Origin of the sequence: Actinomyces mediterranea (assembly GCF_900155595.1) — a bacterium.
In the GTDB taxonomy this organism is placed as follows: Bacteria; Actinomycetota; Actinomycetes; order Actinomycetales; family Actinomycetaceae; genus Pauljensenia; species Pauljensenia mediterranea.
The window spans coordinates 556,654-576,851 of sequence record NZ_FTPB01000003.1 but is presented as its reverse complement, the minus strand read 5'-3'; the positions used below and the strand labels follow the sequence as shown (position 1 = coordinate 576,851).

The 20,198-nt window shown below is 65.5% G+C and carries 21 protein-coding genes; 18 read left to right on the top strand and 3 right to left on the bottom strand.

The window, feature by feature from the left end:
- The first annotated feature begins 8 nt into the window (after window positions 1-8).
- The 16 genes from BQ7471_RS03655 to rimI are packed head-to-tail and all read left to right on the top strand — an operon-like array spanning window position 9 to window position 15,021.
- Entirely contained in the window at window positions 9-959 is a 951-nt protein-coding gene (locus BQ7471_RS03655; protein ID WP_235821233.1) for an ABC transporter permease, read from the top strand.
- Complete coding sequence (locus BQ7471_RS03650) at window positions 956-1,846, top strand: ABC transporter permease (RefSeq protein ID WP_083663224.1); 891 nt, start codon at window positions 956-958, stop codon at window positions 1,844-1,846. Before BQ7471_RS03655 ends, BQ7471_RS03650 begins: the two co-directional genes overlap by 4 nt.
- Window positions 1,843-2,841 carry an ABC transporter ATP-binding protein gene (locus tag BQ7471_RS03645; protein WP_235821217.1) on the top strand — a complete coding sequence of 333 codons (999 nt, stop codon included), beginning with the start codon at window positions 1,843-1,845 and terminating at the stop codon, window positions 2,839-2,841. The genes BQ7471_RS03650 and BQ7471_RS03645 overlap by 4 nt, the downstream gene beginning before the upstream one ends.
- The gene (locus BQ7471_RS03640) at window positions 2,838-3,656 is read left to right on the top strand and encodes an ABC transporter ATP-binding protein (protein WP_076464268.1); all 819 of its coding nucleotides are present in this window, start codon (window positions 2,838-2,840) and stop codon (window positions 3,654-3,656) included. The genes BQ7471_RS03645 and BQ7471_RS03640 overlap by 4 nt, the downstream gene beginning before the upstream one ends.
- The gene (locus BQ7471_RS03635) at window positions 3,656-5,020 is read left to right on the top strand and encodes a hypothetical protein (RefSeq protein WP_129583338.1); all 1,365 of its coding nucleotides are present in this window, start codon (window positions 3,656-3,658) and stop codon (window positions 5,018-5,020) included. The genes BQ7471_RS03640 and BQ7471_RS03635 overlap by 1 nt, the downstream gene beginning before the upstream one ends.
- Entirely contained in the window at window positions 5,007-5,939 is a 933-nt protein-coding gene (locus BQ7471_RS03630; RefSeq protein WP_076464265.1) for a sugar phosphate isomerase family, read from the top strand. Before BQ7471_RS03635 ends, BQ7471_RS03630 begins: the two co-directional genes overlap by 14 nt.
- Window positions 5,939-7,105, top strand: coding sequence for an N-acetylglucosamine-6-phosphate deacetylase (locus BQ7471_RS03625; protein ID WP_076464264.1), 1,167 nt, complete (start codon window positions 5,939-5,941; stop codon window positions 7,103-7,105). The genes BQ7471_RS03630 and BQ7471_RS03625 overlap by 1 nt, the downstream gene beginning before the upstream one ends.
- Complete coding sequence (locus tag BQ7471_RS03620) at window positions 7,098-7,715, top strand: SIS domain-containing protein (protein WP_076464262.1); 618 nt, start codon at window positions 7,098-7,100, stop codon at window positions 7,713-7,715. Before BQ7471_RS03625 ends, BQ7471_RS03620 begins: the two co-directional genes overlap by 8 nt.
- Complete coding sequence (locus tag BQ7471_RS03615) at window positions 7,712-8,434, top strand: triose-phosphate isomerase (RefSeq protein WP_076464261.1); 723 nt, start codon at window positions 7,712-7,714, stop codon at window positions 8,432-8,434. The genes BQ7471_RS03620 and BQ7471_RS03615 overlap by 4 nt, the downstream gene beginning before the upstream one ends.
- A gap of 13 nt (window positions 8,435-8,447) precedes the next feature.
- Entirely contained in the window at window positions 8,448-8,951 is a 504-nt protein-coding gene (locus BQ7471_RS03610) for a YjbQ family protein (RefSeq protein WP_076464259.1), read from the top strand.
- Window positions 8,952-8,956: 5 nt separating this feature from the next.
- A complete protein-coding gene (locus BQ7471_RS03605) occupies window positions 8,957-10,495 on the top strand; it encodes a xylulokinase (protein ID WP_076464258.1) in 1,539 nt (512 codons plus the stop codon).
- The gene (locus tag BQ7471_RS03600; protein WP_083663223.1) at window positions 10,455-12,026 is read left to right on the top strand and encodes a bifunctional ADP-dependent NAD(P)H-hydrate dehydratase/NAD(P)H-hydrate epimerase; all 1,572 of its coding nucleotides are present in this window, start codon (window positions 10,455-10,457) and stop codon (window positions 12,024-12,026) included. The genes BQ7471_RS03605 and BQ7471_RS03600 overlap by 41 nt, the downstream gene beginning before the upstream one ends.
- Window positions 12,027-12,060: 34 nt before the next feature.
- Window positions 12,061-13,320, top strand: a complete 1,260-nt coding sequence (alr, locus tag BQ7471_RS03595; protein ID WP_076464256.1) for an alanine racemase — start codon at window positions 12,061-12,063, stop codon at window positions 13,318-13,320.
- On the top strand, window positions 13,317-13,877 hold the full coding sequence (tsaE, locus tag BQ7471_RS03590; RefSeq protein ID WP_076464254.1) for a tRNA (adenosine(37)-N6)-threonylcarbamoyltransferase complex ATPase subunit type 1 TsaE: 561 nt from the start codon (window positions 13,317-13,319) through the stop codon (window positions 13,875-13,877). Before alr ends, tsaE begins: the two co-directional genes overlap by 4 nt.
- The gene (tsaB, locus tag BQ7471_RS03585; RefSeq protein WP_076464252.1) at window positions 13,874-14,563 is read left to right on the top strand and encodes a tRNA (adenosine(37)-N6)-threonylcarbamoyltransferase complex dimerization subunit type 1 TsaB; all 690 of its coding nucleotides are present in this window, start codon (window positions 13,874-13,876) and stop codon (window positions 14,561-14,563) included. Before tsaE ends, tsaB begins: the two co-directional genes overlap by 4 nt.
- Complete coding sequence (gene rimI, locus BQ7471_RS03580; RefSeq protein WP_083663222.1) at window positions 14,560-15,021, top strand: ribosomal protein S18-alanine N-acetyltransferase; 462 nt, start codon at window positions 14,560-14,562, stop codon at window positions 15,019-15,021. Before tsaB ends, rimI begins: the two co-directional genes overlap by 4 nt.
- Window positions 15,022-15,026: 5 nt before the next feature.
- Here rimI and BQ7471_RS03575 read toward each other — a convergent pair whose 3' ends face one another.
- Complete coding sequence (locus BQ7471_RS03575) at window positions 15,027-15,599, bottom strand: hypothetical protein (protein ID WP_076464248.1); 573 nt, start codon at window positions 15,597-15,599, stop codon at window positions 15,027-15,029.
- A 211-nt stretch (window positions 15,600-15,810) separates the two neighbouring features.
- Here BQ7471_RS03575 and BQ7471_RS03570 point away from each other — a divergent pair, with 211 nt between their 5' ends.
- Window positions 15,811-16,998, top strand: a complete 1,188-nt coding sequence (locus BQ7471_RS03570) for an FHA domain-containing protein (protein WP_129583337.1) — start codon at window positions 15,811-15,813, stop codon at window positions 16,996-16,998.
- On the top strand, window positions 16,995-18,422 hold the full coding sequence (locus BQ7471_RS03565; protein ID WP_076464245.1) for a serine/threonine protein kinase: 1,428 nt from the start codon (window positions 16,995-16,997) through the stop codon (window positions 18,420-18,422). The genes BQ7471_RS03570 and BQ7471_RS03565 overlap by 4 nt, the downstream gene beginning before the upstream one ends.
- 26 nt (window positions 18,423-18,448) lie before the next feature.
- Here the strand turns inward: BQ7471_RS03565 and BQ7471_RS03560 are convergent, their stop codons facing one another.
- Complete coding sequence (locus BQ7471_RS03560) at window positions 18,449-19,777, bottom strand: RDD family protein (protein ID WP_076464244.1); 1,329 nt, start codon at window positions 19,775-19,777, stop codon at window positions 18,449-18,451.
- Window positions 19,777-20,085, bottom strand: coding sequence for a hypothetical protein (locus BQ7471_RS03555; protein WP_076464242.1), 309 nt, complete (start codon window positions 20,083-20,085; stop codon window positions 19,777-19,779). Before BQ7471_RS03555 ends, BQ7471_RS03560 begins: the two co-directional genes overlap by 1 nt.
- Window positions 20,086-20,198: the final 113 nt, after the last annotated feature.

Below are 20,198 nucleotides of genomic sequence, written 5' to 3'. Positions count from 1 at the left end.
CCATCATGATGTCCTTCGTGCTGAGGCGTGTTGGCTATTTCCTCATCGCCGGCTTCGCCGCATCGATTCTGATCTTCGTCTTGATCAGAGCCGCCGGCGGCAACGTTGCGGCGATCATCCTCGGCCAACACGCTTCGGCGGAGGCGATCACTCAGCTCCAGGGCGAACTCGGCCTGCTCCGCCCCTTCCATGAACAGTACTTCTCATGGATGGCGGACCTGCTCACCGGGGATCTCGGACGGGCCTTCCGCACCCAGCAACCGGTGATCGACATGGTCGCGGCAGCGCTTCCCGTCAGCGTTCCGCTCGCGACCATGGGGCTGACCCTCTCCCTCATCATCGCAGTGCCCCTGGGGACCTACGCGGCGGTGAAACAAGACTCCATCATCGGCACGATCATCGCCTTCTTCAGTCAGATCGGAATCGCCATCCCCGTGTTCTGGGCCGGCGTCCTCCTCGCGCTCCTCTTCGGGGTCCGCATGCATCTCCTCCCGACCGGCGGATGGACCCCCTGGAGCGAGGACCCGGTCGCGGCGTTCAAGTCGCTGATCCTACCGGCGGTCGCGATCTCGCTGACACTCAGCGCGAGCCTCACGCGCTACGTGCGGACCGCGGTCCTTGACATCATGAACGAGGAGTACATTCGAACCGCGCGGGCGACGGGGATGACGCGCACCGAAGCGCTCATGAAAGTCGGGCTCAGAAACGCGATCCTCCCCGTGATCACCGTGATCGGCATCCAGATCATCGATCTGATCTCGGGGACGGTGCTCGTCGAAACCGTCTTCTCGCTGCCCGGTCTGGCCAGGATGCTCCTCACGGCCGTCGCCGCGCGCGAAGTCGTCGTCGTACAGAGCACGGTCATGCTGATCATCCTTTTCGTTCTAATGGTGAACCTGGTGATCGACCTGCTCTACGGGCTCCTCGATCCGAGGATTCGTCTGGGAGGCGCACGATGAGAGCCGAGAAGAACCTGCTCGAGGACGAGACCCCCCGCCCCGACAGCGCGGGGAGGGGGAGCAGCCGATGGCTCCGGAACGGTTCGATCCTCGTCGGCGGAATCATCGTCTTGACGTACGTGGTGATCATCGCGGTCTCGCTCGTCTGGACTCCGATGGATCCGAATGCCATCGATCCGATGAACAGGCTCGCTCCTGCCGGTTCACCGGGCCACCTCCTGGGAACGGACTCCCTCGGCCGGGACGTCCTCAGTGCCCTCCTCTCCGGTGCGAAGAACTCTGCGGCCGTCGCGGCAGGGGCGTGCGGACTCAGCGTCGTCCTCGGAACAGTCCTCGGACTCGTGGCCGCTTCGACCGGACGCATCGTCGATGAACTCATCATGAGAGCGATGGACGTCTGCGTGTCGATTCCCGGAGTCGTCATCGCCCTCGTCCTCGCCGCAACGGTCGGCTCCGGAATAGGATCGACGATCTTCGCGCTGCTCTTCTTCTTCACTCCGGCGTTCACACGAATGGTGCGGGCGAATGCCCTTCGGGTCCTCTCCGAGGACTTCCCGAAGGCCGCCGAGCTGTACGGGCGGGGCACAGCATTCATCGCCGTTCGGCACGTGCTCCCGAATATCTTCTCGATTCTCCTAGTTCAAGCCAGTCAATACTATGCGGTGGGCATTCTGACCGAGGCGGGACTCTCATACCTCGGAGTCGGCGTGAACCGTCCTGAGGTCTCGTGGGGAATGATGCTGAAAGAAGCGCAATGGACGGTCGGGATTGATTCTCCCCTCGCGATGTGGCCGGGCATCGCGATCATGGTGACGGTTCTAGGGCTGAACGTCCTCGGAGACGGAATCCGGGATGTTCTCGATCCGAAGCTTCAGAAGGCTGAATGATGAAATCCGAGTCAATTCTGCGCGTATCCGACCTGTATGTGTCCCACGGCGATCGAACAGCAGTCCGCGGCGTCGGCTTCGAGATCCTCAGAGGCGAAAGGGTCGGCCTCGTCGGCGAATCCGGTTCGGGCAAGAGCATGACCGCCCTGAGCATCATGGGACTCCTCCCCGCGGGGTGGAGGGCCTCGGGAAGCGTTGTGCACGGAGACGACGAACTCCTCACAATGAGCGAGAAGGAACTCGCGGATCGCCGCGGCAGGACCATCTCGATGGTGTTCCAGGATCCGATGCTCGCCCTCAATCCCGTCAGGCGCGTCGGAAAACAGGTCGCGGATGTCCTTCGGCGCCACCAGCGTCTGTCGAAAACGCAGGCCGACCATCGAGTCGTGGAGCTGTTCGAGGAGATGGGACTGCCCAGACCGCACCAGCTCGCAGACGCGTACCCCCACCAGCTGTCCGGCGGCCAACGCCAGCGAGTGATGATCGCGACGGCTGTCGCCTGCTCCCCCGACCTCATCATCGCCGACGAGCCGACGACGGCGCTCGACGTCACGGTTCAAAAGCGCGTTCTCAAGCTCCTCAACCGCACGGTGGAAGAACACGAGAGCGCTCTGTTCCTCATCACCCACTCGCTTCCCGTCGTGGCTGCGATGTGCGAGAAAGTCGGGGTCATGTACGGCGGAACGATCGTCGAATTCGGTGATGTCCAAGACGTCCTCGGACGCCCGCAGCACCCCTATACTCGGGCGCTCCTGAGATCGCAGCCCGTGCTGAGCGAGGAGAACTTCCGCCCCGACTCGCGCCTCCCCTTCATCGCGGGGAGCGTCCCCAGTCTCAAAGACATGCCGGAGGGATGCGCCTTCTCCAATCGCTGCGACGAGGCGCGCGCCCTGTGCCGACGAAGACCGCCGGTGATCGAACGAGCAGGAGTGCGGATCGCATGCTGGAACTCCGTACGAGATGCCGATACCGATGAATGCGGGGGTGAATCGTGAAAGAGGCTTCTGAATCCCTGCTGTCCGCGGTTTCCGCGGAGCAGAGGTACCCCATCCCCCGTACCAATCCCCTCAAGAGGTCTGAGAAATTGACGGCGGTATTCCCGACGGACTTCTATGTCGCCGCCGGCGAATCGGTGGGAATCGTCGGAGAATCCGGATCGGGGAAAACGACCCTGTGCCGAATGCTGGTCGGGCAGGAGAGACCTGCGGGCGGGAAGATCCTCTACCGCTCCCGGGACATCTGGGACAGAGGATTCGATAAGCGCGCCTTCCGCCGCCGCGTTCAAATGGTGTTCCAGAATCCGAAGTCGTCGTTCGATCCGAGAATGAGCGTCTTCGATGCGCTGCAGGAGCCAATGAAGTCGCTTCGAATCGAGGGCGATCCGAAGCGACGGGTGACAAGCGTCCTCGATCAAGTCGGCCTCGACTCGAAGTCGGTCGATCGATTTCCGCACGAGTTCTCGGGGGGACAGCTTCAGCGCCTCGCGATCGCCCGGGCGCTGATGCCGAATCCGGAGGTCCTCGTCGCCGACGAGCCGGTGTCGGCGCTCGATGTGTCGATCCAGGCACAGGTGCTGAACCTCTTGAAGGACCTCGTTCGCGATCTCGGGCTCTCGCTCGTGATGATCGCACACGATCTCTCCGTGGTGGGATACACGACGCAGCGCGTGTACGTGATGTCCAAGGGACGCGTGGTGGAGGCGGGACCCCCTTCGACGCTCTTCATCGAACCGACTGCCGAAGAGACGAAGGAATTAGTGGACGCCGTGCTCAACGTCGGCGACGGACTCGCTGGAAGGGGATTGGAATAATGGGACGAAGAATACGAGCGGGTGTTGCTCTCATGGACATCACTCCGCAGAAGGGGGTCGAACTCGGGGGCTACCCGTACTTCGATCGACCGAATACCGGACCCCACGACCCTCTCATCGCCTCGGCCCTCTTCCTCGAGGAGGACGGTGCCAGCGCGCTCATCATCGCAACAGATCTCTTCTGGATCACGCGATCTCAAGCCGATTCGATCAGATCCGAGATCGAGCGGAAAACACGGATCCCGGCGGAGTCGGTCGTCATCACGTGCTCGCATACGCACAGCGCGCCGTGGATGAGCGTCGTATTCGAAGCGTCGGACGAACAGCCCGACTTCGTGACCCGGATCGATAAGGGATACATCGCCTTCGTTCGGGATCAATGCGTGCGCGCCGCCGAGCGGGCCGCCCGATCCTCTTTCGCGGCCTCGATCGAAGTCGGTCTCGGCCGGTGCGGCGCAGACGAGGGAATCGGCGGGAACAGGCGGATGCCCGACGGCGGTATCGTCGACGAGGAGCTTCCGGCCCTCGTCGTCAAGGACGAGAGCGGGACCGTTCGCGCGATCTGGACGAAGTACTCCCTGCATCCGACCATCCTGCACGGCGAGAGCACGGCGGTCAGCGCCGACTTCCCCGGCGCCTTGAGGCGCCGGCTCGGCGCAAAGATCCCCGAGTCGACGCTGCTCTACTCGATGGGCGCGGCCGGGGATCAGAGTCCCCGATATTTCGCGGAGTCCAAAGACTTTGCACAAGCCGACCGATTCGGGGCCGCGCTTTCACGCGCCCTGATCGAAAGCGCGTCGAAAGCAGCGCCCCTCGGCTGCGGGCGCCTCGCCGTCGCCACCCGCCAAGTGGTCCTCGAACCGAGGACGTATCCCCCGATCGAGGCGATCGAAAGCGACCTCGAGGCGTTGAAAGCGCGCGAGGGGGCCCTGAAACGCTCAGGAGCGTCCCGCACGGACCTGCAGAACGCGAATCTTGCGGTCCTCGGCAAAGAATGCGAGGTGAACAACGCCCGGCGGGGAGCGGCGTATGCGAACGAACGATTCGCCGCGTGCTCCCCCTTCGAGGTCCTGGGCATCGCGCTCGATCGGCGAACGGCGATCGTTTTCCTCCCCGGGGAACTGTTCTGCCAATTCGGCGCGGCCATCAGGACCGCCTCCCCGTTCACGAGAACCTTCGTCGTCACGATGAGCAATGGTGATCTTCCCGGTTACTGCGTGACGGCGCGAGCCAGGGAGGAGGGCGGCTACGAGCCGGGGAATTCGCTGCTCGAAGTGACGGGCGGTGCGCGGCTCGTCGCAGGGGCGCTCGACGTCCTTGTGGATCTATTCGAAGAGGAAGGTGCATTCGATGCTGTTCAATGAGAGGTTCGCTCCGGCGGCCTTCGTCCCATTCCGTGATCGCGATGTGATCGATCGGGTCAATGCGCTGTCGGGGGAAGACTTTCTGTCGCATCCGAATCCCGCGGTGACGATCCGTGTCGTCTCCGACGCCGAGATGAATGCGATGCTCGTCGCCGACATCGTCGGCGAGATCGTCCGCGCCAAGGCCGAGGGCAGGCGATGCGTCCTCATCCTGCCGAATCCGAATCCGGCATACCGGGAAGTCGCGAGGATCCTCAACGCGATGCGGATGGATCTCGCGCATGTGACGACGTTCAATATGGACGAATGGGCGGATGAGGACGGCAACGTCGCCGGCCCGGAGTACGCGCAGAGCTTCATCGCGGCGACGAAGAGATTCTTCTGGGACGAACTCGAACCGGATCTCCGAATGCCGTCGGAGCAGTTCGTCTATCCGACGACCGACAATATCGAGCATTATTCCGACCTCATTCGCGACGCGGGGGACGCCGATGCGGTCTACACCGGGCCCGGATGGACCGGGCACCTCGCATTCATCGAGCCCGATTCGGAGTTCTCCTCCGAACTCGAAGAATTCCTGACTCAAGGGGCGCGCATCGTCACGCTCCACCCCCTGACCATCGCCCAAAACTCGCTTCACGGGTCCTTCGGGGCGTCCGGGAATGTCGCATCGGTGCCCCCGCGGGCCGCCACGATCGGCCCCCTCGACGTCTCCCGGGCGAAGCGGAGAGTCGAGATGCACGGGATCACCACGAGGGGGACCCCGTCGAGCTGGCAGAGAACCGCTTCCAGGCTCGCCATCCACGGTCCGGTGACGCCGCTCGTGCCGACGTCCATCATGCAGCTCCTGGGGGCCGACTTCTACGTATCGGACAAGATCGCCTCGCCGGTGGTCTGCGATTTTGAAAGCCAGTACTGATGATGAGGACCTGCATTTGCGGAGCGACGATCGTCACCGCTGAGGGCCTTCTCGAGGACCATCACATCCTCATCGTCGACGGGCGCATCGCCGTGATCAGCCCCCGCGATCAGCTCGCCCGGGAATACGATGCGGAGATCGTGGATGCGACGGGCATGGTCGTCGGGCCCGGCTTCGTCGACATCCACTGCCACGGCGGCGACGGCCGGTGGTTCCACGACGACCCGCGCAGGGCCGCCCGCTTCCACCTCGATCACGGAACCACGTCCCTCCTTGGGACAACGATCCTGCACGCGACGGCTCGTGAACAGATCGATGCCGTTGAATCGGTCGCCTCCGCAGCGCTCGACCCGGCTATCCCGAACGTCGTGGGCGTCAATATGGAGGGCCCCTTCCTCAACCCCGACCTCGGGGCGTATAAGGAGTATTCGCGGCCCCCTGAAAGGGGCGAGTACCTCGAATACGTCCGCGTGGGGCGCGGAGCGCTGCGGTGGATGACGATCGCCCCGGAGGTCTGCGGCGTCGCCAGGATGGTGGACGACCTTCAGGCGGCCACGCGAGGAGGAATCACTTTCTCCGTGGGCCATTCGAGAGCGCGCCACGAGGAGATTCGCGCCCTCCTGCCGAACGGGCTGCGGATCGCCACCCATCTGATGAACGCAACGGGCGCCCCCATCGATCCGCCCGAGTACGAGGGGACCCGGGAAGTCGGAGTCGATGAGTCGGTCCTCGTGGAGCCGTCGATAGCGGCCGAGGTCATCGCCGATTCGCAGGGATGCCATGTCCGCCCCGATCACCTCAGACTCATCTACCGGGTGAAGGGCCGGGATCGGACTGTTCTGGTCACCGACTGCACGGCTGAGAGCGGGAGCCGCATCGCCGGGGGCCCGCCGGACGTGAATTTCAATCGTTCGGGAGGGCTGGCGGGAAGCTCATTGACGATGGATCGGGCGGTCGCCAATTTCGCGCGCCACACGGGCATCGGTCTCGCCGAAGCGTGGCGGCTCGGCTCTTTCGTGCCCGCCCGCCTCATGGGGGGCTCCGACCTCGGCGATATCGCTCCGGGTTTCCGTGCGAACCTCGTGTTCGCGGCCTGGGACGGCGAATCGCTCACTATTCGAGACGTATGGATTGACGGTGTGTCCACAGGAGGGCGACATGTCTGAGGAGACGAGGGAGTCGGCGAGCGCGGCGGCGCGCCAGGCCCTGCAGATCGAAGCGGATGCGCTCGGCGCGCTCGCCGCGCACGCCCCGATCGGGCGCGTCGTCGAAGCGGCCGAGGCGCTCCTGGCGGCTCCGAGGATCGTCACAGTCGGAAGCGGCTCCTCGGGATACGCGGCGGCGAAATTCGCTCATTCGTTGTGCTGCGTCGACAACCCCGCGAAGTTCATGCCGCCGGCGGATGCGATTCACGGCGGCCTCGGGGCCGTGCAAGCCGGTGACGCCGTCGTCATGGTGACCAGGGGCGGTGGGACGAGCGAGCTGCTGCCGATCATGCGCGTCGTGCGCGAGCGGCGGGCCCTCCTCATCGGGGTCACCGAGAACATGGATTCGGAGCTGGCGAGGCTTTCGGACATCCTTATACCGCTGTACATCACGAAGGAATCGGATCCCCTCGGCACCATGGCGACGACCTCGAACACGGTGATCGGCGCCCTGTTCGATGCGGTCCTGGCGGCGATGATCGCCCTGTCCGGATTCACCGAAGCGGAATTCGGCATCATTCATCCGGGCGGCGCCGTCGGCGCGCGAATCGCAGGGGAGGGGAACCGATGAGCGAGTGGATCCCCGAGGACCGCCCCCTGTTCGAGATCGGACCGAAATCGTATCTCTTCGGCGATGATGTGCTCGCACTCGCCCGGGCCGCCGACCTCGCCGCAGCGGACCATGAAGTGACAGTCGTCTTCACCTCGCCGATTCTCGAGGCCCGAAAGGTCGTTGAGGGCGTCGAGAATCTGATCGTCTGCGTCCCGCATCTCGACCCGATTCGTCCGGGGCGGGGGATCACGGACATCCTGCCGGAGGCGCTCGCCGATGCCGGTATCCGAATGGTCATGTTGAATCATGCCGAGCGCCCCATCACCTTCTCCGTCCTCGAACAGACGATGCGCCGAGCGCGCGAAGTCGGCCTCGCCACCGCTGTATGCGCGAGTTCCCTGGCCGAGGTGCGCGCAGTCGCATCACTGCATCCCGAGGTCCTCGTCGCCGAGCCGACTGAACTCATCGGCACCGGGAAGCCCTCCGGATTCGCGTACGTCGACGCCTCGAACCGCGCGGCGGGCGAGATCGACCCGAGGATCCGAGTCCTCCAGGGAGCCGGCATCTCGACGCCCGAAGACGTGTTCGATGTCATTGCTCACGGCGCGAATGCCACGGGGTCGTCGAGCGCGATCGCACAGGCGCCCAGTCCCCCCGACATGGCGATTGACATGATCGCCGCAGCCCGGCGCGGATGGGACGCGCGCGAGAAAACCTTGAAGAACAACCAGGAATGAGAAAGGAACAACCATGAAGGTGTACAGGGAGACGATCGACCTGCAGTCGGAGAAGAACCACCCGACCTTCCACGACGTGACGAAGGACGTGAAGGCGGCGCTCGAACGCTCCGGAATCACGAACGGCATCGTCGTCGTCTACAGCCATCACACGACCTGTTCCGTGATGACCCAGGAGTGCTCGCACGACAAGACCTACTACGGTCTCGAGTTCCTCCAGCAGGACTTGGTGAACATCATGGAGCGCATCGCCCCGCAGTGCCTAGTCGAGAATCAGTACATGCATCCCGGCCCCGCCCATATCCGCTTCGCGATGGAGGAGGCAAAGGAAGTGGGCGAATGGACGAGCCTCAATACCGATGCGCACCTGCGCAGCGTCTTCTTCGGAAGATCGGAGACGATCGTCGCAATGGACGGCGCTCTCGATCTCGGAGAATTCGGCTACATCTACTTCGTCGATTGGGATCAGATTCGCGACCGTCCGCGGCAGTGCCAGATTCAGATCATCGGCGAGTAGCCCCGATGGCCCCCGTATGGCTCGGTCTCGACGCAGGCACGACCGGCGTGCGCTGCCTCGCCTTCGACGCCGATTGTACGGTCGCTGCGAGTGCCTACGTGGAGAACCCTCCCGTCTACAGTGCGGACGGGAGGGTCGAGCAGGATCCGGAGTCGTGGTTCACCGCATCCATGCGCGTTCTGCGCACGGTGATCAACGAAGTCGGGGCCGATGCGGTTCAGGCGCTGTCGATCTCCTCCCAAGGCATTTCAGTAGTCCCCGTCGATCGGACGGGAAGGCCGCTCAGGAACGCGATCATCTGGCTCGATGAGCGCGGGAACGCCGTCCTCGATGAACTGGGCGCCCTAATCGACAAGGACTCGGTCACTGAGAGAAGCGGCAAGCCCTGGTCCGGTGTCTACACGCTCCCCAAGGTGTACTGGCTCAAACGATTCGAACCCGAAATATTCGAAGAGGCCGACGCCTTCCTTCAGCCGATGGACTACTTGCACCTGCGCCTCGTCGGCGAGGCGATCACCGATCACACGCTCGCATCGGCATCAATGGCCTATTCGCTCCGGGACGGGACATGGGATCGGGAGTCGCTCGGGGCGATCGGGGTGAGTCCCGATCTCTTCCCGACGATCCGAGACTCCGGCTCCTGTGCGGGAGCGCTGAGAGAGCCGATCGCAGCCGAGTTGGGCATCCGGAGGATCCCGGTCCGCGTCGGAGGACAGGACCAGAAACTTGCGGCGTTCGGTGCCGGTATCGCCCCAGGGGTTGCGACGCTGTGCCTCGGAACGTCCGGCGCCCTCGAATCCCTCGCGGATTCGCCCACCTTCTGGGGCGGCCCGGTGTTCAGCTTCCTCGGGCCCGGCGAATACGTCCGCGAAGCGGCGATCCCCACAGCGGGCGCCGCCCACCGCTGGTATGTGAACAATGCACTCCCGGGCGGCGGATACGACCTCAGCGATGAGATGTCGGCGACGGGGCCCTCTGCGAACGCCCCCTACTTCTTCGCCCGCTTGTCCGACACGAGCGCCGGGAAGTGGCCGACCGCGCCCGGGGGGCTCTTCTGGGGGATCCGCCTCGGCACCGATACGGCGGATCTTGCGCGCTCCGTCTATGAGGGGATCGCCTTCGAGATCGCCGCCTGGTGGGAGCGGATGGGACTATACGGCGCCTCGCTCCGCGTGTTCGGCGGAGGCGCCCGAAGCGCCCCGTGGTGCCGCATCATCGCGTCGACGATGGGATGCGGGGTCGAACGCCTGAACATGCCCGAGGCGTCAGCGCTCGGCGCGGCATTGCTCGCGGGACTGCCCCCCGTCCCTATCGCATCCGAACGGATCCGGGTCCGCGACGACGAGATCCGTCGAGAGGCGGAGCGGTTCGAGGAATGGAAGGAGATCCGCGACGGGGTCTACGGCTCCCCGCCGCACGCGAATACTCCCGGCCACTGCCGGCCGGAAACCGGGGGAGCCCCGGATCTGCACGGGCCCGCCGCAGGGGTGGGAAGATGGGAGGATGATCCCCGCATACGCCCCGAAAATCGTCAGAGCCGCTGAAGCCGACACCGTCTCGCGAGCCGCGCACGAGGGCGACCCCGATCGCCTCATGCGGATCGCCGCGCGCGCCGTCGCCGACGCGGTCGAAGAACACCGGCGCCGCGAACCCCCGACCGGCGGTATCGAGGTGTGCGCAATAGCCGGAGGGGGCGACAACGGAGGCGATGCCCTCTACGCCGCCGCCTTCCTCGCCGAAGACGGAGTGAGGGCGAGCGCGCTGGCCGTCGGCTCACAGATCCACGAGGGCGCGGCCGCCGCCTGTAAGAAGGCGGGCGTTGCGATCCTGCGCGCCCCCCTGTCGTCCCCGAACGCCGACGACCCCGCAGACTGGCTGAGCCAGGGTGAGGCGGCGCAAGCGCTGACAGCGCCCGTGTGGATCGACGGGGTCCTCGGCACCGGACTGGCGGGCGCCGTCCGCGACCCACTCGCCGCCATCATCCGCGCACTCGCGGACATCGACGTTCAGCACACGCCGTTCATCGTTGCCGTCGACTGCCCCAGCGGCCTCACCGACGAGGACGGCGAGGCCCACCTCCCGCACCTGCGCGCGGATCACACCATCACCATGGGCGCCCTCAAAACGCCGCTGGTACTGCCTCCCGCCGCCTACCACTCGACACGGGTGAGCGTCTGCGACCTCGGTATCGATCTGCCCGATACACGCGTGCACGTCGTCGAATCTGCGGATGTGCCCCGGGTGGTGCGCGCGCCGGGCTGGGCGGACCACAAGTACACGCGCGGTGTCGCCGGCCTCGTCGTAGGCTCTGACACCTACCCGGGCGCGGGCATCCTCGCCTCCATGGGCGCCAACGGCGCCGGATGCGGAATGATCCGACTCGACGCGCCCCGCAGGGTCTGCGACCTTGCCCTCGCGCGCGTTCCGGGGATCGTCGCAGTGGGCGGGCGCATCCAGGCCGGGCTCATCGGTCCGGGCATGGACGATAAGACGCGCGCCTCAGCGCGTGAACTCGCGGGATTTTGCATTGCGCAGTCCCTTCCGCTCGTCGTCGATGCGGGTGGACTCGACCTCGTGGCGCCGATGGCCGCGGACGGCCTCGCAGAAACGACAGTGCTCACACCGCACGCAGGCGAGGCCGCGCGGATGCTGTCCACCCTCGGTGACACGCGCCCCCGATGGCGGGTGGAGGAGCGCCCGGTCGCAGCCGCCCGTGAACTCGCGCAGTCGACCGGCGCGACCGTGCTCCTCAAAGGCGCCCGCACCCTCATCGCATCGCCCGACGGGTCGATCATCGTCTCCCACCAGGGCAGCGGGTGGAGCGCAGTTGCAGGCTCCGGCGATGTCCTCGCCGGCGTCCTCGTCGCCCTAAGTGCGACCTGGCAGGCCAGACGCGAACAGCGCATCGAGGTCGTCCCCTTCGCGGAACTCATCGGCGTAGGCGCGTGGATCCACGCCGAGGCGGGAATGGCCGCCGCCCGCGGCCTCGGGTCCGCAGGAGGACCCATCAGCGCCGACCAGATCGCCCTCGCCATCCCCGGAGTCATCGGACGCGCCCTCGACGGCCGAGCATGACGCGACCGTATGCGAGCGGTGGGATACTAGGGGGGTGACCTCTCACATTGAGTCCGCCGCCGACTATCCCGGGCGCGCCCTCATCGACCTCGACGCCATTGCGGCCAACCTCGCGCGCCTGCGCGAATACGCGTCCGATGCCCTCCTCATGGCCGTCGTCAAAGCAGACGCCTACGGACACGGGCTCCTCCCCGTGGCCCTGACCGTCCTGAGAGCCGGGGCCCACTGGCTCGGAGTCGCCCAAGTGGCAGAGGCCCGCACTCTTCGCGAGGGCCTCGACCGGGAGGGGATCGCGCGCGAGGACGCACCCATCCTCGCGTGGATCGCGCCGAGCGGCGCCGATTGGGCGGCCGCCCTCGAAGCAGGGATCGACCTGTCCGTCTCATGGGCGTGGGTTCTCGCCGAAATCTGCGCCGCCGCGCGGAGCACCGGTATCCGCGCCCGAATCCACATCAAGATCGACACGGGCATGTCGCGAGCGGGATCGACCCTCGCCGACTTGCCCGCCCTCGCATCCGCAGTCCGTATGGCAGTCGACGAGGGGCTCGTTGAGGTCGTCGGCGCCTGGAGCCACCTCTCGCGCGGGGAGGACCCCACCGACGAGGGCGAGGCCTCCACTGCTGCCCACATCGACAACTTCACCCGCGGCCTCGACATCCTCCACTCTGCCGGAGTCGAGCCGCGCATCCGCCACCTCAGCGCCACATCGGGGATCATCTGGCACCCCGAGGCGCACTTCGACATGGTGAGGGCAGGGATCGGCGTGTACGGACTGAGCCCGGACCCGACGCGCGCCTCCTCCGCTGAACTCGGACTGCGCCCCGCGATGACGCTGAGCGCCCCGCTCAGTTCCGTCAAAGTCATTGAAGCCGACACCCCCGCCTCCTACGGCGGCACGTGGAGGTCACCGGGCAGGAGATGGGTCGGACTCGTTCCACTCGGCTACGCTGACGGCATACTGCGCGCCTCCTCCAATGCTGCGCCCGTCCTCGTCGACGCTGCGGCGGGGGCGATCCGCACGAGGATCGTCGGCCGCGTCTGCATGGACCAGTTCATCGTCGACCTCGGGCCCGCCGACGACGAGGCCGGAACCCCCACGGCAAGGACCCCGAGCCCGCCCGCCCGCGTCGGAGACACCGCCGTCCTCTTCTCCGATGGGAGCGGCCCCACCCCGACCGCCGACGACTGGGCAGACGCCGCGGGGACCATCAACTATGAGATAGTGTCCCGCCTCGGCGAGCGTATCCCCCGCGTCTACGAGTCCGCCGCCGCACCGCAGGAGCAGAGCCGGTGACACGCATCGCACTCACGGTTGTGACCTCGTCAGCCGATCAGACCCGGGCCCTCGGACAGGCGCTCGGACGCGTCCTCGCGGCGGGCGACCTCGTCATGCTGAATGGAGGACTCGGCGCAGGGAAAACCACCTTCACTCAGGGAATCGCCCAGGGCATGGGGGTGAGCGGGCGCGTCCAATCCCCGACGTTCATTGTCGCCCGCGTCCACGCGAATCGCGCCGGAGGCCCCGACCTCATTCACGTTGACGCCTACAGGATCCGTGACCTCGATGACCTCGAGACCCTCGACTTGGATTCGACGCTCGACGAGTCCGTCACCGTTGTCGAATGGGGGCGGGGTAAGACGGAGGCCCTGTCGGATGAGCGTCTAGAGATCGAGATCGGACGCGAACACGGCGGCGACATCGCCTACGACGATGAGACGATCAACCTGGAACTCATGGACGACGGACGCCGCATACTGACCCTGACAGCGCACGGGAAGCGATGGGACGGGGTCCTCGATGGGATCGCTCAGCGGGCGAGAGCCCATGAGACGTTAGGATCAACGTCGTGATTGAACTGTGCCTCGATACCTCCGCCGCCACTCGCATCGGAGTCGTGCGCGACTCCATCACAGTCGGCCAGGCTCGGATGGACTCGCCTCGTCATCACGCCGAATCGATCACCCCCCTCATCCGCGAGGCCCTCGAAGCGGCGGGGATGCCCCCTCAAGCGGCGCGAGCGGGGATTGAACGCGTGTGCGTGGGCACCGGCCCGGCCCCCTTCACCGGCCTGCGCGCAGGGCTCGTGTCGGCGAGGGTCATTGGCCGCGCAACGGGCGCCCCCGTCTACGGGGCGTCGAGTCTCGCCCTCATTGCACGTGAAGCCCTCGACGTGCTCTCCCCCCATGCGCATGTGTTCGCGGTTCTCGATGCGAGGCGCAAGGAACTGTACTGGGGCCACTACGAAGCAGATGGCCCGGACGATGTGAGTCTCATCGGGCGCCTCGAAGTGGGGTCGGCGCAGAGCCTCATGAACTCGATGCGCGACACGGATGCCTTCATCGTGTCCGCGGGGCCGCTGCCCGCCCACTCCCAGACGGCGCTTGCACCAGCCCCCCTCGGTCCCGTCGTGTCGGCAGACCCCGCGGTGCTCTCCCGGCTCGTGACATCCAGGCTCGCCCGGGGAGCGGAAGTCGGAACGGAGCCGTTGTATCTGCGACGCCCCGAGATTCACGGGCACCCGACGGAGCGCATGTGATTCCGATCGTCGTGCGTGCCGCGTCGGACGATGACGCGCTCCTGCTTGCGGGATTCGAACAGGCGCTGTTCCCCGAGGATGCGTGGACGCTCGCCATGATCCGAGAGGAACTCGTCTCGGAGTGGTCCCACTTCGTCCTCGCATACGAGGACGAGGCAGACGGTTCCGACCCCATCGGATACGGGGGAGTCAAGACGGTGGGGGACGATGCGGACATCATGACGATCGGAGTCGTCGAATCCGCCAGAGGAAGGGGAGCGGGCGCACAGATTCTCGCCACGCTCACCAACGAAGCGAAACTGCGGGGCGCTCGACGGGTATTCCTCGAAGTGCGCGAGTCGAATGAGGCGGCGCGCAGGCTCTACGAGGGCGCCGGATTCGTGGAACTCGGACGCATCCGCAACTACTTCCGCAACCCGAATGAGGACGCGGTGCTCATGCGCGCCGAACTCGGCTGAGGGTCTTATGTGCGCAGCGGGGAGATCGTTGAGAATAGCGCCCCGATGTCGTCCAGGTATTTGCGGACCACATTGGACGGAGCCCCCCATAGGCGCATTACCGTGTCAACGGGACTGGTCGGCAGGCTCGTGCCCATGCGCACGACGAGGACGCCCTGCACGGCACTGCCAGCCACTGCATACGGGCTCTGGTTGCGCAGCGCGATCAGGCCCGCTGCTTCGGGCAGCGGGCGGAAACTCGAAACGTCTGCGGCCGCCCCATTGGGCAGGAGGGACTCGATAAGGGCGATTTGGGTTTTGAGGCGCTCGGGCCGACTGCCGTCGTCCATCGCCGCCTCCAAGCGGATGTCGGCGATGAAGCACGGGTCAACGGGGGCGATGTGAACGAGTCGCACACAGTTTGCCGCATCGTGGGTCGAGGCCAGTGACGAGAGGAGCTCGGCGAGGGTGTCGACGTTGGAGGCGGGCGCGCCGGCAAGGGCGCTCGACAGCTCAGCCGTTTTACGCGCCCAACCCGGCGGGGGGAATCTCGGCACGGTGATCCACCGGTGGGGATCCGGCTCGACTGCAATTTTCAACAGGTGTGCTCCTATCGCATGACACTGAGAATGATAATCCAGCGGGTAGAGTCGTTCGAACGACGCAGGCGAGTGCGGGAGGCGCACTCGCAGACGCATGCGCAACGCTCTCAGGGAGGTCGTGCGAGGGCGGAGCGAACGGTGATCTACTGCTGCGTCGTCGATTCGATAATAAGTATATGTGTTGACTATTATGGTTACTGAGTTGTTCATGAGTGATCGCTGCACGGGTTCATCGCTCACCGACTGTCTTGAGGAGTACATGATGGGATCGATTGCGCGACTGGAGGAAACGACCCGGTGGGTGCCGGGCAACTGGTCTTCGGTGGTGACGCCCAAGGGGCGCATCCTCATGTCCCCCGGCGTTTCACCATTGCTGTTGGAGAGGCTGTGGAGCCTTCTCCACGAGGACGGCGACACTCCGCTTCCCGCGGTGCTCAACACCATCCTTGTCTCGTACGAGGGCGATATACGGTCCCTGTGCGATTTTGCGGTCGTGCTCAATCAAGAAGACGGGTTCGTCCGTATCGCCGTGCGCGGCAGCGCGATCGTGGAGGCAGACGGACGGACCGTCGATTCCGACGGTGCCACTACGTGGTCGGAGACCACCATCCATGAGCCGGCATTCCTCATCGTGAGGGGCCCGGAGCCAGCCGCACCATCGGTTTTCGTCGCCAAGGATGCGATTCTGCAGGTCGGGTCCATGCGGATCGGCGACGAGCCCGTTGAGGGCGGCACTGCGTCCTCTGATCTGCAAGAGGATGACGCAGACCCCGACGCCGCCCGGAAGAATGGGACGGCCCCCGTCGCCAAGCCGCCCGTCGCCGAGCCGCCCCGATCGGACGCCGGGGATCATGACGGACGGACCGTGGCGGAGCTGCCCGATGAGCTCCTCGCGGAGATCCGCTCCCGCGTCGATGCCCCCTCTTCATCACAGACCGACACCGAGGGGATGGTTCTGTCCGCCCGCTGCCCCGATGGGCACGACAATCCGACGACGTGCATCGAGTGCCGTCAATGCGGTGCAAGGCTCACTCAGCCCGTCGTCAAGATCCCTCAGCCGACGCTTGGACGCATGACATCATCCACTGGAGACACGACTGAGCTCAGCGAACCGCTCCTCATCGGCCGGGCCCCGACGCTGCAGGACGGAATCACAGCGCACCGCCTCATCAGCGTGCCCAGCCCGGAGCGCATGATCTCCCGCAATCACGTTCTCATCACATTGGAGGGGTGGTCCGTCCTCGCGCAGGACCTCAAGACGAATAACGGAACCTTCCTGCGCAGGCGGGGAGTCGCTCCCAAGCGGCTGTCCGACACGCATCCGACGCTGCTGAGATCCGGCGACGTCCTCGACCTCGGGGACAACGTCCTGTTGTCCTTCGATGATCTTCCGTGAGCCAGCCGCGAGTGAGCGGCCCGCCGCTCATTCCCGGGTTCACCTACCTGAAGGACCTCGGAAGCGGCGGGTACTCTCACGTCTACTTGTACGAGCGGCACCTGCCGCGCCGTCACGTCGCCGTCAAAGTCATGGACGGGGACGTGGGGGAAGAGGAGACCGCGGCCTTTGAGTCCGAGGCCAACCGGATGGCGATGCTGTCGTCGCATCCCGCAATCCTGTCCGTCTATGAGGCGGGCGTGACAGAGGACGGACGCCCCTTCATCGTCACCGAGTACTGCCCTCCTCCCCACCTCGGCGCGATCCTCGCGCAGGGGCCGATGAGCATCATCGACTCACTGACGACGACAATCCAGATTGCGGGTGCGGTGGAGACCGCACACAGGGTCCGCATCATTCATCGTGATATCAAACCGTCGAATATTCTGATGACGGTCTATCACCGTCCGGTCCTGTCCGACTTCGGCATCTCTGCAATGACGGGCAGGGGATCCTCCACCGATCTGCGCGGCATGAGCATCCCCTGGGCGCCCCCGGAACAGCTGTCCGGGACGGGCGGTGCGCACCCCGGCGTCGACATCTATTCGCTTGCGGCGAGCATGTACGCGATGCTGGCGGGCCATTCCCCCTTCGAAGTCCCCGGCGGGCCGAATGGAATCTATGAGGTGTCCCGGCGGATCATCAACAATCCCGTTCCCCAGATCGAACGCGAGGACATCCCCCCGTCGCTGTTCCGCATCCTCACAATCGCCTTGTCGAAGAACCCCGAGAACAGATATCCGAGCGCACTCGCATTCGCCAGGGCGCTTCAACAGGTCGAAGTCGAGTTGGGCGTCAATGTCACCCCCGTTGATCTTCTCCGCTCGTCCACTCAGTCGGATCTCATCGCCGATCCCGTGCAAGAGGAAGACTCGGATGAGGCGACGCGGGTCGGAGTCTTCAGACGAATCGACGAGGACGAAGACGAGCCGGTTCAGCCCGATCCCGTTGCAGCCGAACCGGTCGGCGAACAACCCGTGAAGAAGAAGACGTCGTGGGCGTGGGGCGTCCTCGTCGCAATTCTCGCTGTGATCGTCATCGCCGCTACCTTCTTGTGGACTCAATCCCAGACTGTCGATGATCTGTCACCGGGCGGCGTCCAACCCGCAGACCCTCTGAGCACCGCCATTGCGGAGCCGCGCGATGGCCGGGGGCGCATCGAGGGCGATGACGTCGTATTCACGTGGAGCCCGCCGAATGATGACTGGCAGGGGAAATATCTGTACCGGGAGGATCTTCCGGGAACGAACACCACCTTCCAGACCCTGTTCGAACCGACGGTGACCGTCGGGAAGCGGCCGGGACGCACATGCATCGAAGTCATCGCCGTCAGGAGCGATGGACGCTCCTCGAAGGGCGTGTCGATCTGCGCGGACACGCCGTAGCGTGCGGCTATCGTCCTATTCTCCGGTCACTCGACTCGGAATGAGGCCCTGCCCATCGCGATGACGGCCCCCTGTGGGGCGGGGAGCATCGACTCGACGCGCTTCGTCGTGCCATTGATCGTGATGTACGTGCCGTTCGTCGAATGCAGATCCATGACCCACAGGCTCGTCTCTGCGGGGATAAGCAGCGCATGGGTCTTCGACACGGATCTCGCATCGTCGTGGATCGCGCACAACTGCGCCTGCGCGACCTCGGAGATGTTCTCAGGCTGACGACCCACCACCGTGACAGTCGAGATCGTCAAGGGCTCTCCTCCCGTCAGGGGGATCAGCCGGATCGTGGGAGTCTCACCACTGCCCTCGGCTGCGGCGAGTCGAATCGCCGCCTCATGAGAGATCTCGAAGACCTCAGTGCGCGGATCCTCCACAGGCTCTGGGAGAAGAACATCGTCGGGGGAGTGCGACTCTGGCCGGTCGTGGGGGGGCTCTCCGCCCGCTGAATCGGCGATCTTCTCAGGGGGAGTCTCCGTGACGGCATCGGTGTCGATGACGGGCAATTCACCGGTGGAATCAACCGACGGAGCCGACGGGATGCCCCCGTCGGTTGCGGGCGCCTGCGGGGCGCCGACCTCGTCGACCAGCACATCATCACGGTCTGCGGAATCGAAGACAGGCTGCGGCGCGGCGAACGAAGGGGAGACGATCGACGACGAACGGCACGTGTTCCCGGCCGGTGGATCCACGGGGACGGGCGCCCTCGACCACGGAACGGAGTCGATGATGACTTGGCCGCGCTGGTGACTTGACGTGCTCGTATCGAAGGCGGGGGCTGCCGCCGGGGGGGCCGCACGCGAGGGGGAGACGGGACGCTGAGCCGCTCGGGGGATCGATGCACTCGTGGAGATCACACGGATATCTGACATGTGATCGTGCCACCCGACGCGATGGGCATCGCGGAGCATCGATCTGAAGAGGATGATCGCACCGATGCCGACGCTCAAACAGGTGACGCCCGCAGTGATCGTCGAGTGGACGAGGGCCCGCAGCCCGGGGCGTCCACCGGTGAAACGGTTGACCATGCGGATGCGCATCACCGCCATTCCGGGCGTGATGCCCGCCCGGGCGAGAATCGCCTCACGGACGACGATCGCCGCGAGAACAGCGACGACTGCGGCGCGGACGGGCGACGTACCCACCCCGACTGCCCACGCTCCCGACACGGCGCCGGTGAAGAGGACGATGAGGAGAAGATCCACGAGGGCGGCGACGAATCGGGCCATCACGGGCGCCGGCTGGAACACTAGGTGCTTCTTCGTGCGCCCGGAACGCGAAGGGATGGAAGATGACACGGACATCAGTTCTTTCTCCTGGGGTGGACTCGAATCCGCACCCCCGATGGGTGCAGGAGCGAACGAAGGGACACGCGGGCGCGGATGCGCTGCCACCAGGGGCGCCCCACGGACATCGAGGGAAGGATGACATCAACAGAATCCCACAGATCCCCGTATGAGGAAACCTCCGAATCGGAGAAGACGCACCTGTCGACTGCGTCTCCGAAGGGCGCGAGGCTCGCCCCGGGGAACACTTCGTCGAGTCGGGCGGCCATTTCGCGTCGCGTCGCCCCGGGGGTCGTGCGGTGGCCGAAATCCAATGCGCGGTCCACGATCTCATCCCACGCCGCTCGCGCCCGCTCCGCCCGGGTACGAAGTGAACGCCGAGTTGATCGCCTCAACGCCTTCGCGGCGACGATGAGAGTCGGAGGGAGGAGGATCAGTG